This is a genomic window from Saccharopolyspora halophila (genome assembly GCF_039531955.1).
Lineage (GTDB): Bacteria > Actinomycetota > Actinomycetes > Mycobacteriales > Pseudonocardiaceae > Saccharopolyspora > Saccharopolyspora halophila.
This window is the reverse complement of the sequence record NZ_BAAARA010000008.1, coordinates 414,905-427,684: the sequence shown is the minus strand read 5'-3', so window position 1 is coordinate 427,684 and position 12,780 is coordinate 414,905. Positions and strand designations below refer to the sequence as shown.

Here is a 12,780-nt window from a genome sequence, read left to right as displayed (position 1 = left end):
GCGGTCGGTCCGGCAAGGGCTCGGGCCGTTGCCCGGTGATCAGCACCGGGCGGTGGCTATCAGGCCTCGATCGCAGAGGTAGCGGAGCTGCTGCTCGCCGCTGGTGGGTGGCTGGCCGCAGGCCGTGCCGCAGCGCTGGTGCTCGGGCAGCCGGGCGTACTGCTGCTGGCTGTACGGGTAGCCGGTCTTCTCCCGGTACTGCCGGTACTGCTCGGTCTCGGTGAGCCGGGTGCTTCCTTCCGAGGAGGTGGTGACGACCGTCCTCGGGGGTGTGGTGCTCGAGGACGGAGGTGTCACCGGTGCGCCTTCGCACGCCAGCAGTGCGATCGCCAGGGCGGTGGTCGCGATCGGCCTGGACATCGCCCCTCCTCGGCGGTCGGGTTCGGAGCCAGCTGAGTATCGAGTGCCGGTTCCATGAACGCGACCGCAGTGATCGGGCCTTGCGCCGCCCTCATGCCGTGCGATGTTCCCTAGTCGCGGGTGGTCCTGGCGGTGGTCACCGGTCTCGCCGGTGCGCCCCGATTTCCCTCGAAAAGGTGAAAGCGATTCGGAGGGAGATCGGGGCGCGGGGCAGGGCTCAGCCGAGGGCGTTGGCCAGTGCCTTGTACGCCGGCAGCGGGTCCTCGCCCAGGGGCTGGATCGCCACGTGGTCGGCGCCGGCCTCGATGTGGGCGGTGAGCCGGGCGGCGATCTCCTCCGCGGTGCCGTGCACGGCCAGGTCGTCGACCAGGCGGTCGGAGCCGGTGCCCGCGACGTCATCCTCGGTGTAGCCGTAGCGCTGGAGGTTGCGCGTGTAGTTGGTCAGGCGCAGGTAGAACCGGATCATGGGGCGTGCGGTGGTGCGGGCTCGCTGCGGATCCGCGTCCAGGACGACCTTCTGCTCCGGGGCGAGCAGCGGGCCATCGCCCAGCGTGCTGCGGGCCTGCTCGGTGTGCGCGGGGACGGTCAGGTACGGGTGCGCGCCCGCGGCGCGGTCGCGGGCGAGCTCGAGCACGCGCGGTCCCAGGGCGGCGAGGACGCGATCGGACTTCGGCACGCCCTCGGCGTCGAGAACGTCCAAGTAGTTGACCAGCGCGGTGTAGGGCTTGGCGTACTCGGCCGTGGCCTCGCGGTGGCCCGCGCCGATGCCGAGCAGCAACCGGCCCGGGTGCTTTTCCGTCACCCGGTGGTAGGACTCGGCGACGGTCTTCGCGTCCGAGTTCCAGATGTTGACGATGCCGGTGGCCACCGTGATCCGCTCGGTGGCGTCCAGCAGCCGCTCGACGGCGCCCAGGTCGGCCGGCGGGGAGCCGCCGACCCAGACGGTGCCGTAACCGAGGTTTTCGACCTCGACCGCGAGCTCGGTGGTCAGGTCGGTGTGCGGGCGCCAGATGCCGATCTTGCCAAGCTTTGCCGTCATGCCCCGCGCAACGAACTCCGGCGAAGGCGAATTCCTGATGTCGCCCGGTCGTGGATCAACCGTTCGTGCGCCACGTGTAGGCCGCCGAGATCGGGTGGTCGCGGAACTTCGCCCACTTCGGCTTGACCGCGACCCAGGCGTCGTCGATCACGCCCTCCTGCAGCTCGGCGAGCCGCCAGCCGGCCTGCAGGCCCGCGTTCGCGTGGTCGCTGATCAGGTGCACGTTGGTGCTGATCGCGACGTCCTCACCCGCGGCGTTGGTGTAGTGGGTGGGCATCCCCGAGGTCATGATGAAGTGCGGGTGGAAGGTCGCCAGCACGAACGCCGCGTTCGGTGCGGCGAGCCTGCGGGCCTCCCGGTACAGCGGGCGCAGATCGTCGAGGTGCTCGTCGATCAGCGAGCAGATCACCAGGTCGTAGGACGCCGATGGCAGCCCGGTGCTGATCGCGTCGCCCTCCACCAGCCGGTCGTGCACCCCGCGGCGGCGGGCCAGGTCCAGCATCTCCGGGGTGATGTCGACCCCGTCGATGCGCGCGACGCCCTTGTCCCGCAACCACTTCGCGGTGCGCCCGGTGCCGCAGCCGAGATCGGCCGCGCGCTCGACCTCCGGCCACACCGGATCCACCAGGCGCTCCAGCAGCGCCAGATCCATCACGTCCTCGACGGTGTCCTCGTAGGACTCCACCCACTCGCCGTACCCGGTCCGCACGTCGACCGTCCGATATCCCCTGGTGTCGAACCCGCTGAACTCCATGCTTCGGATTGTTGCCCGGCGGCGGTCGGCGAGGAAACCGACTTTTCGACGCTTTCAGCGCAGCGGCAGGCCCACGTAGTTCTCGGCCAGGGTGGTCGCCGCCGCCCGCGAGGTGCGCAGGTAGTCGAACTGGGAGCGTTGCAGGCGGCGATCGAAGTCCTGGTCGGGCCCCTCGAAGCGGTGCGTCAGCGAGGTCATCCACCAGGAGAAGTGCTGGACTCGCCAGACCCGCTGCAGGCACGCGGCCGAGTACTCGTCGAGTCCGGTTTCGGTGCCGGTGCGGTAGTGGTCCGCCAGCGCCTCGGCCAGCCGGTCGACGTCGGCGAGCGCGAGGTTGAGCCCCTTGGCGCCGGTGGGCGGCACGATGTGCGCGGAGTCGCCCGCCAGGAAGAGCCTGCCGTGGCGCAGCGGTTCGGCGACGAAGCTGCGCATCGGCGTCACCGACTTGTCGAAGATCGGCCCTTGCCGCAGCTGCCAGCCGGGGGAGTCCAGGCGGGTGGCGAGCTCGTCCCAGATCTGCTGGTCCGGCCAGTTCTCGATCGGTTCGTCCGGCGGGCACTGCAGGTAGAAGCGGCTGATGCTCGGCGAGCGCATGCTGTGCAGGGCGAAGCCGCGGGCGTTGTTGGCGTAGATCAGCTCGTCGGTCGAGGGGGCGACCTCGGCGAGGATGCCCAGCCAGCCGAACGGGTAGACCCGCTCGTAGACGCGTCGCACGTCCGCCGGGATCGCCTCCCGGCACACGCCGTGGAAGCCGTCGCAGCCCGCGATGAAGTCGGCCTCCAGCGCCTGGGACTCGCCCTCATGGACGAACGTGACGCTCGGGTGGTCGGTGGCGATGTCGTGCACCGCCACGTCGTCGACCTCGTGCAGCAGCCGCCCGCCGTCGGCGAGGCGCCGCTCGTTGAGGTCCCGGACCACCTGCTTCTGCCCGTAGACGGTGATCGAGCGGCCGGTGAGCTCCTGGAAAGGGATGCGCAGGCGCTCCTCGTCGAACTGCACGAACACGCCCTCGTGCTCCTCGCCCTCGCGGCCCAGCCGCTCGCCGACGCCGCACTCGTGCAGCAGATCCACGGTGCCCTGCTCGAGCACGCCGGCCCGCACGCGCTGCTCGACGTAGTCCTGGCTGCGCCGCTCCAGCACCACCGAATCGATGCCCTGCAGGTGCAGCAGGTGGGACAACAGCAGACCGGCGGGGCCTCCGCCGACGATCGCGACCTGAGTGCGCAACACGAACCTCGCTTTCCGACCGGGACCGCACCACTGTCGGTCGTGCTGCCGCCGCGGGCCATCCGTGGGCTTCCGCTGAGCGAGAAGATCTCCGCCCGGAACGCCAGCCTCTTGGCCGGTGTTGGCGGTCGGCCGGGGATGCCAGCATGAGGAACGTGGCGAAGGCGCAGCGGGCCGGTAGGCCCCGCGACCCCGAACTCGAGCCGCGAGCGCTGCGGGCGGCGCGCGGGGTCTACGCCGCGCGCGGCTGGAGCGGGTTCTCGCTCGACGAGGTCGCCCGCCGCTCTGGGATAGGGAAGGGCTCGCTGTACCTGCGGTGGCCCGACAAGGCATCGTTGCTGATCACCGCGGTGCGCGAGCGGGTCGGGTTCATCGCCGAGATCGACACCGGCGAGCTGCGCGCCGACCTGCTGGAGTTCGCGCGCGGCTGGCGCGACTACCTGCGCACCGAGGAAGGCGCGCTGATCCTGCGGCTCAACGTCGACGCGCAGTTCTTCCCGGACCTGGCCGCGGCCATGGCCGACGACCCCTATCCGGAGCACATCCGCGCGACCCGGGCGATCGTCCACCGGGGCATCGCGCGCGGCGAGCTCCCGGAGACCACCTCGGTGGCCCTGGTGGCCGATCTCGTCGCCGGTGCGGTCACCAACCACGTCAACACCACGCCACCCGCGCTGCTGGGGACTGAGTCCCCGGACTACGTGGACAGGCTCGTGGACACGGCCCTGACGGGCATCCGAGAAACCGGGTGAAGGGAACCGCCCCGGCGAAGCGACTTCGCCGGGGCGGTTCGTCGCGTCGGGCTGGCGCAGCGGGCCTTTCAGCACGCGGCGGTAGCCGCGCGGTGCGGACTCGGCCGGCGCGGCCTCGGGTTCTCAGACCTCGTCGGGCGAGAACACCTGCACGGCCGAGCAAACCGAGCTGAAGCACCTCCTCAGCCCAGCGAGCGGGCGATCTCGGCGAATTCGTCCAGCTGCCGCAGGGATTCGTCGCGGCGCCGGGTCGGGAGCAGCAGCAGGGCGGTGTCCACGCCCGCCTCGACGTAGGAGGCCAGCTCCTCCCGGTCCGGCGGTGCGGCGTAGACCGACACCGGGACCCGCCAGCCGGCGCGATCGCGGACCTCGGCGATGAGATCGCCCAGCTTCTCGGTGCCCCCGCGCGGCAGCCAGCCGCCGCCGTACTCGGCGACCCGGGCCATCGACCGCTCGCTCTCCCCGCCGACGTAGATCGGCGGGTGCGGTCGCTGCACCGGCTTGGGCCAGGCGTAGATCGGGTCGAAGTCGACGTGGTCGCCGTGGAACTCGGCGGCATCGGCGGTCCAGATCTCGCGCATCGCGCGGATCCGCTCGTCCATCAGCTTGCCGCGAGTGCGCGGGTCGGTGCCGTGGTTGCGCATCTCCTCGCGGTTCCAGCCCGCGCCCGCGCCGAAGATCGCCCGGCCGTTCGAGATCAGATCCAGGCTGGCGACCTCCTTGGCCGTGGTGATCGGATCCCGCTCGACGATCAGCGCGATCCCGGTCGCCAGCTTCAGCCGCTCGGTCACCGAGGCGATCGCCGACAGCGCCACGAACGGGTCCAGCGTGCGGTAGTAGATGCGCGGTAGGTCACCGCCGCCCGGATAGGGCGTTTCCCGGCTGGCCGGGATGTGCGTGTGCTCGGCGATGAACAGGGCGTCGAACCCGCGTTCCTCGAGACCTCTGCCGAGGTCGGCCGGGGCGATGCCCTCGTCGGTGATGAAGGTGGAAACGCCGAATTTCACCGGGACCCTCCTCGAAGTGGCTGTGCCAACAGGAGTACCGCCGCGTCGCCCGCTCAGCAAGGTCAGACTCGAACTGGCGTGAACGGCCGAAATTCGCGGGATTCGCGCGAATCGGTGATCGCGGACGCTCGCGCTGGGTAGACTGCACCGCTGCTGGGCGCAGCGAAGTCGATGAATCGCGCCGATCCGATCACAACCTACGAAGGGGTCTCGGGCGTCATGCACGAGTGTGACGGTGTCGATCGCTTTGCCCGCGACCGCCCGGCCGGGCGACGGGCTGGCGGAGATGGATGAGCTGACGAGCAAGCTGACCGATCTGTACCAGCAGCACTACAAGCAGCTGCTGCGGATCGCGGCCTTGCTGGTGGACGAACGCGCCGCGGCCGAGGACGTGGTGCAGGAGGCGTACCTGCGCGTGTTCAACTCGCGGACGCGCTTGCAGGACCCGGACAAGGCGCTGGCCTTCCTGCGCACCGCGGTGGTCAACGGAGCCCGTTCGGCGCTGCGCAAGCGCGCCGTGTTCCGCAGGTATCGGGCGCAGCTGGCCACCGACGAACACGCGCCCGACGACAACGGGCGCGGGATGGACCGGATGGTGCTGGCCCAGGCGCTGAACGAACTCCCGCGCAGGCAGCGGGAAGCTGTCGTGCTGCGCTACTACGCCGATCTCAGCGAGTCCCGGACGGCCGAGGTGATGGGCTGCAGCCCGGGCACGGTGAAGTCGTACTGCTCGCGCGGCGTGTCCAAGCTTTCGGCGTTGTTGGGGGAGCGGGTTTGAGTCAGGGCACCGAGGACGCCGAGCTGGTGCGCGCGCAGCTGCACCGGCTGGTCGAGGACGTCGAGCCCGCGCCCGACGCGCTGCCGAAGCTGCTGTCGGCGGCGCGTCGCAGGCGCGCGCGCAGGCGCAGGCCGGTGCTGGTGGGCGTGTCCGCGGCTCTGGCCTGCGCGACGTTCATCGCCGTGCTGGCGGGCTACTTCGCGCAGCCGCGGAGCACTCCGATCGCCGTGCAGCCGGACAGTTACGTCGCCAGCACCAAGCCCGGCGTGATCGCCGCCTTCGACGTGCGGACCGGGCGGCAGAAGGGCGAGGTCGCGCGGGTCGTCGGCGCCGACGGCTCGGATCTGGCCACCGACGCGGGACGGGTGTTCATCCCGGTTTCGACCGAGAAGGGCCGCGGAGTCGTCGAGATCACCCGGGACGGGGAGCGCGAGAAGATCGCCACCGTCGCCGACGGCCGTGCGCTGACCGCGGGCGGCGGGCGCGTGGCCTACGTGGACGGTGCCAACTACGTCGTGGCGCTCGGGCCCAACGGCAGGCGGGATCTGCCGGTGCGGGGGATGACCGTGCTCGACCTGGCGCTCGCCGACGACGGCAGGTTGGCCCTGCTGGTCGAGCGCGGGTCGAACCGCGAGGTCGTGATCGCGGGTACGGATGTGACCACATTGGATGGTTCGGTGGCGCTGCGCGGCAACCCCGAGTGCGGCCCGCTGGCGATCGCCTGGCGCGAGGACGCGGTCGCCGCGCTGGAACCGGTGAACTGTTCCTCCGGGCGCGCACGGGTGGCGACCTACGACGGGGACACGGGGCGCAAGCGCAGCGCGGGCACGCCCTTCGAGACCCCGGGGCTGCGACCGGGCAAACCGGACCTCTCCGCCGACGAGGTGGGCCGCTTCCTGGTCTCGGCGATCGATCGGGGCCAGTGGCTGGTCGACGGCGCGGACGTGAAGCGGATCCCGCCAGCCTGCGATCGGGAAGGGTACTGCACGGACGGTCCGGCCACCTTCTGACCGGGCCGCGATCGGACGGACACGCCCCCGATGTGACCAATCGTCGCGTTCGGCGGCCACCGAACGGGAGCATGTGCTCCGGTTTTCCTCGAACGGGTGGAGTGGTCCGTGCGCACGCAGCGGGTTGAAGTGGTGCGGTTGTGCCGGGTGGCTTTGCAGCGACCGCGGTGGCAGCAAGTCGTGGCGTTCGTCGTGTCGTCGTGGACGTTGGCCTGGATCCTCGGGCACTACGTCGCCGCGGTGGGGGCGCCGACCGCGCTCGGCGTGCTCGGCGGGTTCGGCTCCCGGGTCGGGTTCGTCGACGGGCGATGGGCCGACCAGCTGGCCGTGGCCTGGCACGAGGGCGGGGGCGCGCTCGTCGTTCTGGGCGGATTGCTGTGGGCCGCCACGACCGAGCGGGGACAGGCGCCCGCGCTGCTCGGCTGGGTGGCGGTGATGCTCGGGGCGGAGCGCGTGGGGTACCGGCCCGCGATCCTGTTCGCCCTGGCCACCATGATCGGCTTCGTCGCGGTGCTGTGGGCCGCCGCCCAGCTCGCCCGGCACTTCGGCTTCACCACTCTGCTGCCACCGGACGTCCTGCGCGCCGGAGTCACGGCCGCGGCGTTGTCGGCGGTCGTGCCGCTGTTCGCCCCGATGCTGTTCCTCTCCCGGCTCGGCAGGCCTTACCTGACTCGCGGGCCGCGGGTGATCCCGAGCGCGCGCAGCGGGGACGACCCGGTCGCCGAGGAATCGCCGCGGTCTAGCGCGGGGTGAGCCGGAGAGCCCGTTCGGTCATCGCGCGCAGCGCCACGTCCTCGGGGTTCGAGTCGCGCCCGGACCAGGCGGCTTGCACGATCCGCACGCTCCCGCCCTCCTGCTGGACGGCCCGCGCCGCGTCGGCGAATCGCTCCGGACCGCCCAGGGCGGTGATGCCGCCGGTGCCCGTCGCGGTCGCCATCGCGCGCAGCTCCGCGGCGGCGCCGGGGTCGCCCAGGGTCACGACGACAACCGAGACCGAGATCGGGCCGCCGCTCGCCCGGGCGTCGTGCGCTTCGCGGCGCAGGTTCACGCACGGGTGCTGCTCGAACCAGCGTTGGACGTCGCCGAAGGAATGCCGTGCGCAGGAGCCGTCCGTGGACACCGAGCGCTCGGTGAACCGCACGCCGTCGACCTGCTGCACGGCGGTGGGCTCCGGGCTCGGTGCTGTCAGCAGCGCCACCGCGAGCACCGCGCACAACAGCACCAGCGCGGCCGCCGCGCCGACGATCAGCTTGGTGCGCCGCGGGTTCGCTCGCGCGGGAGCGCTGGGATCGGTGTATCTGGGGATCAGCGTCGTGGCGCGTTCGGCCAGCTCCATCTCCGGGGATGCCGGGAATCCCTCGGCCAGCAGCTTTCCGGTGTCGAGGTCGCGTTCGGCGTGCACGCCGAGCAGTCGCAGCAGCTCCTGCGCCTGCTCGACCGAGCAGGGGCACTCGTAGGTGGCCAGCTCGCGCGCGGCGGACAGCACGGTGGTCGTGTTCGGCGAGACGACCCGCACCCCGCGGTGCAGGTCAGCGGTTGGCTGGGTGATCTGCCCCGCGTACGGTCCCACCGCCGCGATCGCGGCGACCGGCAGCGGTTCCAGCCCGCGCGACTGCGCGCTGCGCGCCAGCGCGGCCGCCGACTCGAGGGCGTCCTGGCCGGGATTGACCTTGCCCTCGGCGCGCACCAGCGGCCACCCGTCGACGGTCCACGGGGTGCTCAGCGGTGCGTCCAGCTTCGCAGCCGGTTCGGGCAGGTCGACGCCCAGCACCACCACGATCCCGCGCGGCTGGACGATCACCGCTTCCAGCGGCCGCGGGCTCCCCGGCGGGCGGCAGCCCAGCACCGCGACCCCGCCCAGCACCGATTCGCCCGCACCCCACGCGGTCAGCGCCGCCCGGACGTCGGCGCCGACCGACGCCGATGGTTCGCCGAGGCGCACCACGTGCATTCGAGACCTCCCAGGACGGCTGCGCTCCGGGCTCTCTCACCGCCGGTGCGCCGACCACAGACGTTAGCCGGGGGTCGCGTCCGCTGTCCCCGGGATCATGCTTTCGCCCATTCGAGTGGACTCTTTTGGCCTGTTGTCGTGCCTGAGTTGGTGCGTCCGAGGGAACGTGAAACACCTTTGCCGCGCCCGGGATCTGCGATTTCAGCAGAACGGAGCAGTCGGTCGGGTATGGCGACGGGCCGTTCGCGGCGAGTTTCAGGCGTGGTGAACCGGCTCTCCGGAGGTGGCGGAGATCTCCACCGGCAATGCAGAATGACGCCGCAATCTGGTGATCGTCGGGTTCGTGAGGTCGTAGGGGAAGACGTCCCTCGTCGAACAGCGGAGGTCAGCAGTGAGCACCCGTGGCAGCGACCGTGGCCACACCACCGGTGTGGTCTACGTCCACTCGTCGCCGTCTGCGGTCTGCCCGCACGTCGAGTGGGCGATTTCCGGCGCACTCGGCATACGGACGGAACTCCGCTGGACGGCGCAACCGGCAGCCCCAGGGCAGCTCCGCGCGGAGTGCAACTGGACGGGCGAGCCGGGTAGCGGCGCGCGTCTGGTTACCGCCCTGCGCGCGTGGCCGATGCTGCGCTTTGAGATCACCGAGGACCCGAGTCCCGGCATCGACGGACAGCGCTTCTGTCATGCACCCGGACTCGGCCTGTGGCGCGCCTGCACCGGTGCCAATGGTGACATCATGGTCAGCGAAGATCAACTGCGTACGCTGGCGGCCAACACCAAGGGCCCGGAGGCCTTCGGGCACCGGGTCGACCAGCTGCTCGGCACGGCCTGGGACGACGCCTTGGAACCGTTCCGCCGCGCCGGTGACGGTGCGCCGGTGACCTGGCTGCACCGGGTGGGCTGAGGCGAACCCGCGGGAACCGGCCCACGCGCTGACCCCGTTGTGCCAAGCTGGTGGCGTGGGTTGGCTGAAATGGGGGATACCGCTGGGTCTCGTCGTGCTGCTCGCCGCCGCCTTCGGCGGCGCGGTGCTCGCCCAGCGCGAGTACGGGGCGGCCGCCGCGTCGGCCGAGCGCTCCGGGGACGAGCCTGTCGAGGACCGCATCTCGCGGTCCGGGGTGGCGTACTCGCCGGACGCCGCGGCCTATCCCGACCAGCGGATCATCGAGGGCCTGCTGGACAACTACTTCGACAGCATCAACCACAAGAACTACGAGCTGTGGCGGTCCACGGTGCCTCCGAGCAAGTGGAAGGAGCTGCCGAAGGGGCAGTGGCACGAGGCCTACGACTCCACTCGCGACTACGACATCCGCGTCGACCGCATCGACCCGGCCAAGGATCGTTCTGCGCTGGTGATGATGAGCTTCAAGAGCGAGCAGGACCTCGAGGACGCTCCACCCGAGGTGAAATCGCGCTGCGTGCAGTGGAACGTCGTCTACCCGGTGGTCCTCTCGGGCAACGGGAGCGCCCAGCTCGACATCAGCAAGCTCCCCAACAGCTCCATCGCCGCACCCTGCTGATCGACACGTCTGCCCAGGGGGATATTTCAGTTCGGGGTTTGCGTGGCGGTGCCGGGAGCGGAACCTCAGACGCCGCCGGGCTGCGGGATCCGCGACTTGAGTAGCCACCTACGCGGCGCTGCGGCTGTCCTCGCCCGACGACGTCTGAGAACCCGCGGCGGCGCAGGCTGAGTCCCCCACCTGAAACAGCGGCTCCACCGCGCTCGGCAAGGACCCTTAAAGCTGTGAGCCTGCAAGGAGATTTTCCGCTTGCCGTGTGCGTGGCGGTGCGGCTGGCGGAGATGTCCGCACAGTTTTAGGCAAAACTGTCAGCTTGCGGGTTAGAGCGGGATGTTGTTGTGGGTGCCTCGGTGGTCCGGGGCGGTGGACAGGGCTTCGGCGATGCGGGTGCGGGTGGTCTTCGGGTCGATGATCTCGTCGACGACCCCGATCGACATGGCGCGGTCGACGCCGCCGGCCACTCGCTGGTGCTCCTCGGTGAGGTCCTCGATGACGGCCTCGCGGTCCTCTTCGGGGGTCGCGGCGATCTTCTTGCGGGTGCAGCACCTCGACGGCGGCCTTGGCACCCATCACGGCCGCTCCGGCTTCCGGCCAGGCGAACACCGCGGTGGCGCCGAGCGCGCGGGAGTTCATCGCGATGTAGGCGCCGCCGTAGGCCTTGCGAGTCACCAGCGTCACGCGCGGCACCACGGCCTCGCCGAAGGCGTGCAGCAGTTTCGCACCGCAGTGCACCACGCCGCCCCACTCCTGACCGACACCCGGCAAGTATCCGGGCACGTCGACCATCACCAGCAGCGGGATGCCGAACGAGTCGCACATGAGAACGGCGGGGACGGGCCGAGCGCCCGTCCCCGCCGTCAGCTGCGGTTATGCCTTGGCGAAGGCGAGTGCGACGTTGTGCCCGCCGAAGCCGAAGGCGTTGTTGATCGCGGCGGTGTGCTCGACGTGCCGCGGCTTGTCGGCAACCACGTCCAGCTCCACCTTCTCGTCGAGCGTTTCGAGGTTGCGGGTCGCCGGAATGACGCCGTGGTGCAGCGCCAGAACCGTCACGATGCTCTCCACCGCGCCCGCGCCGCCGACGAGGTGACCCAGCGAGCCCTTCGGCGCGGTTACCGCCGCGCCGTCGCCGATGGCCTTGCGCACCGAGTTCGCCTCGCCCACGTCACCCACCACAGTGGACGTCGCGTGCGCGTTGACGTGCCCGATGTCGCCCGCGGTGAGCTCGGCGGTCTCCAGCGCCTTGCGCATCGCCGAGATCTGACCCAAGCCGTCCGGGTGGCTCCCGGTGATGTGGTACGCGTCGGAGCTGATCCCGGTACCGGCCAGCCTGCCGTAGACCCGGGCCCCGCGCGCCTTGGCGTGCTCGGCGCTCTCCAGCACGACCACGCCGGCGCCCTCGCCCATGACGAACCCGTCGCGGTCCACGTCGAACGGCCGGGACGCGCGGTCCGGGTCGTCGTTGCGGGTGCTCAGGGTCCGCGCCTGGTTGAAGCCGGCGACGGTGATCGGGTGGATGCAGGCCTCCGCGCCACCGGCCACGACCACATCGGCCTGGCCGGACCGGATCATGTCGAAGCCCTTGGCGAGCCCTTCGGCGCCGGAAGCGCACGCCGAAGCGGGCGAGTGCACACCGGCACGAGCGCGCAGGTCCAGGCTGACCATGGCGGCCGGGCCGTTGGGCATCAGCATCGGCACGGTCAGCGGCGAAACCTTGCGCAGTCCCGAGGCCTTGAGCAGATCGTTCTGCTCCAGCAGGGTCAGCGGGCCGCCGATGCCGGTGCCCAGCGAGACCCCGAGCCGGTCCGGGTCCACGGCCTCGGACTCGTCGGTGGGCATCTCGATGCCCGCGTCGGCCCACGCCTCGCGGGCGGCGATCACCGCGATGGCCTCGCAGCGATCCATCCGCCGCAGTTGCACGCGGGGCAGCACCTCGCTCGGCTCGACCGCCAGCGGCGAGCCGATCTTGGTGGGCAGCTCGTAGGTGTCCAGCCACTCGGCTTCCAGGCGGCGGACACCGGTCCTCCCGTTGAGCAGTCCGTCCCAGGTGGACGCGACGTCACCGCCCAGCGGCGTCGTCGCGCCCAGCCCGGTGATCACGACATCCGTGGTCATGCGTTCTTGGTGATGTAATCCACCGCATCACCGACGGTCTTGAGGTTGGCCAGCTCGTCGTCCGGGATCTTGACGCCGAACTTGTCCTCGGCCTGCACGGCGATCTCCACCATGGACAGCGAGTCGATGTCCAGGTCGTCGACGAAGGACTTGTCGGTGGTCACGTCGGCGGCGTCGACACCGGCGACCTCCTCGACGATGGTGGCCAGACCGGAGGTGATTTCTTCGTTCGACACTGGGTTTTCCCTTCCTGGTTCTTGCTGAACC

At 70.8% G+C, this 12,780-nt stretch carries 15 protein-coding genes; 6 read left to right on the top strand and 9 right to left on the bottom strand.

Annotated elements, in window-relative coordinates; translation table 11 throughout:
- Positions 1 to 39: 39 nt before the first annotated feature.
- The 4 genes from ABD289_RS14565 to pobA all read right to left on the bottom strand — a co-directional run bounded on the left by ABD289_RS14565 (position 40) and on the right by pobA (position 3,380).
- Complete coding sequence (locus ABD289_RS14565) at positions 40 to 360, bottom strand: hypothetical protein (RefSeq protein WP_344131704.1); 321 nt, start codon at positions 358 to 360, stop codon at positions 40 to 42.
- Positions 361 to 577: 217 nt separating this feature from the next.
- A complete protein-coding gene (locus ABD289_RS14560; protein ID WP_344131700.1) occupies positions 578 to 1,399 on the bottom strand; it encodes an LLM class F420-dependent oxidoreductase in 822 nt (273 codons plus the stop codon).
- Positions 1,400 to 1,454: 55 nt separating this feature from the next.
- Entirely contained in the window at positions 1,455 to 2,153 is a 699-nt protein-coding gene (locus ABD289_RS14555; protein ID WP_344131697.1) for a class I SAM-dependent DNA methyltransferase, read from the bottom strand.
- 54 nt (positions 2,154 to 2,207) lie between these two features.
- The gene (gene pobA, locus ABD289_RS14550) at positions 2,208 to 3,380 is read right to left on the bottom strand and encodes a 4-hydroxybenzoate 3-monooxygenase (protein WP_344131694.1); all 1,173 of its coding nucleotides are present in this window, start codon (positions 3,378 to 3,380) and stop codon (positions 2,208 to 2,210) included.
- A 146-nt stretch (positions 3,381 to 3,526) separates the two neighbouring features.
- Here pobA and ABD289_RS14545 point away from each other — a divergent pair, with 146 nt between their 5' ends.
- Positions 3,527 to 4,132 carry a TetR/AcrR family transcriptional regulator gene (locus ABD289_RS14545; RefSeq protein ID WP_344131691.1) on the top strand — a complete coding sequence of 202 codons (606 nt, stop codon included), beginning with the start codon at positions 3,527 to 3,529 and terminating at the stop codon, positions 4,130 to 4,132.
- A gap of 182 nt (positions 4,133 to 4,314) precedes the next feature.
- Here the strand turns inward: ABD289_RS14545 and ABD289_RS14540 are convergent, their stop codons facing one another.
- Positions 4,315 to 5,139, bottom strand: coding sequence for an LLM class F420-dependent oxidoreductase (locus ABD289_RS14540; protein ID WP_344131688.1), 825 nt, complete (start codon positions 5,137 to 5,139; stop codon positions 4,315 to 4,317).
- A gap of 235 nt (positions 5,140 to 5,374) precedes the next feature.
- On the opposite strand from ABD289_RS14540, the gene ABD289_RS14535 reads away from it, so the two are divergent.
- The 3 genes from ABD289_RS14535 to ABD289_RS14525 all read left to right on the top strand — a co-directional run bounded on the left by ABD289_RS14535 (position 5,375) and on the right by ABD289_RS14525 (position 7,680).
- A complete protein-coding gene (locus tag ABD289_RS14535) occupies positions 5,375 to 5,917 on the top strand; it encodes a SigE family RNA polymerase sigma factor (protein ID WP_344131685.1) in 543 nt (180 codons plus the stop codon).
- A complete protein-coding gene (locus ABD289_RS14530) occupies positions 5,914 to 6,927 on the top strand; it encodes a hypothetical protein (protein WP_344131682.1) in 1,014 nt (337 codons plus the stop codon). The genes ABD289_RS14535 and ABD289_RS14530 overlap by 4 nt, the downstream gene beginning before the upstream one ends.
- A 108-nt stretch (positions 6,928 to 7,035) precedes the next feature.
- Entirely contained in the window at positions 7,036 to 7,680 is a 645-nt protein-coding gene (locus ABD289_RS14525; protein ID WP_344131679.1) for a hypothetical protein, read from the top strand.
- On the opposite strand, the gene ABD289_RS14520 is transcribed toward ABD289_RS14525, so the two are convergent.
- A complete protein-coding gene (locus ABD289_RS14520; protein ID WP_344131676.1) occupies positions 7,667 to 8,878 on the bottom strand; it encodes a hypothetical protein in 1,212 nt (403 codons plus the stop codon). The genes ABD289_RS14525 and ABD289_RS14520 overlap by 14 nt on opposite strands.
- 391 nt (positions 8,879 to 9,269) lie before the next feature.
- Between ABD289_RS14520 and ABD289_RS14515 the strand changes: the two genes are divergently transcribed.
- On the top strand, positions 9,270 to 9,785 hold the full coding sequence (locus ABD289_RS14515) for a DUF3145 domain-containing protein (protein WP_344131673.1): 516 nt from the start codon (positions 9,270 to 9,272) through the stop codon (positions 9,783 to 9,785).
- 55 nt (positions 9,786 to 9,840) lie between these two features.
- Positions 9,841 to 10,401, top strand: coding sequence for a hypothetical protein (locus ABD289_RS14510; RefSeq protein WP_344131670.1), 561 nt, complete (start codon positions 9,841 to 9,843; stop codon positions 10,399 to 10,401).
- A 216-nt stretch (positions 10,402 to 10,617) separates the two neighbouring features.
- On the opposite strand, the gene ABD289_RS14505 is transcribed toward ABD289_RS14510, so the two are convergent.
- The 3 genes from ABD289_RS14505 to ABD289_RS14495 all read right to left on the bottom strand — a co-directional run bounded on the left by ABD289_RS14505 (position 10,618) and on the right by ABD289_RS14495 (position 12,749).
- Positions 10,618 to 11,187 carry a carboxyl transferase domain-containing protein gene (locus ABD289_RS14505; protein ID WP_425564689.1) on the bottom strand — a complete coding sequence of 190 codons (570 nt, stop codon included), beginning with the start codon at positions 11,185 to 11,187 and terminating at the stop codon, positions 10,618 to 10,620.
- An 81-nt stretch (positions 11,188 to 11,268) separates the two neighbouring features.
- On the bottom strand, positions 11,269 to 12,513 hold the full coding sequence (locus ABD289_RS14500) for a beta-ketoacyl-[acyl-carrier-protein] synthase family protein (protein WP_344131666.1): 1,245 nt from the start codon (positions 12,511 to 12,513) through the stop codon (positions 11,269 to 11,271).
- A complete protein-coding gene (locus ABD289_RS14495) occupies positions 12,510 to 12,749 on the bottom strand; it encodes an acyl carrier protein (protein WP_344131663.1) in 240 nt (79 codons plus the stop codon). Before ABD289_RS14495 ends, ABD289_RS14500 begins: the two co-directional genes overlap by 4 nt.
- Positions 12,750 to 12,780 lie beyond the last annotated feature (31 nt).

Bases quoted from the DNA above. Each gene is read 5' to 3' on its own strand.
- ABD289_RS14565 (WP_344131704.1), bottom strand. From the start codon at position 360: ATGTCCAGGCCGATCGCGACCACCGCCCTGGCGATCGCACTGCTGGCG.
- ABD289_RS14560 (WP_344131700.1), bottom strand. From the start codon at position 1,399: ATGACGGCAAAGCTTGGCAAGATCGGCATCTGGCGCCCGCACACCGAC.
- ABD289_RS14555 (WP_344131697.1), bottom strand. From the start codon at position 2,153: ATGGAGTTCAGCGGGTTCGACACCAGGGGATATCGGACGGTCGACGTG.
- ABD289_RS14545 (WP_344131691.1), top strand. From the start codon at position 3,527: ATGAGGAACGTGGCGAAGGCGCAGCGGGCCGGTAGGCCCCGCGACCCC.
- ABD289_RS14520 (WP_344131676.1), bottom strand. From the start codon at position 8,878: ATGCACGTGGTGCGCCTCGGCGAACCATCGGCGTCGGTCGGCGCCGAC.
- ABD289_RS14505 (WP_425564689.1), bottom strand. From the start codon at position 11,187: ATGGTCGACGTGCCCGGATACTTGCCGGGTGTCGGTCAGGAGTGGGGC.
- ABD289_RS14500 (WP_344131666.1), bottom strand. From the start codon at position 12,513: ATGACCACGGATGTCGTGATCACCGGGCTGGGCGCGACGACGCCGCTG.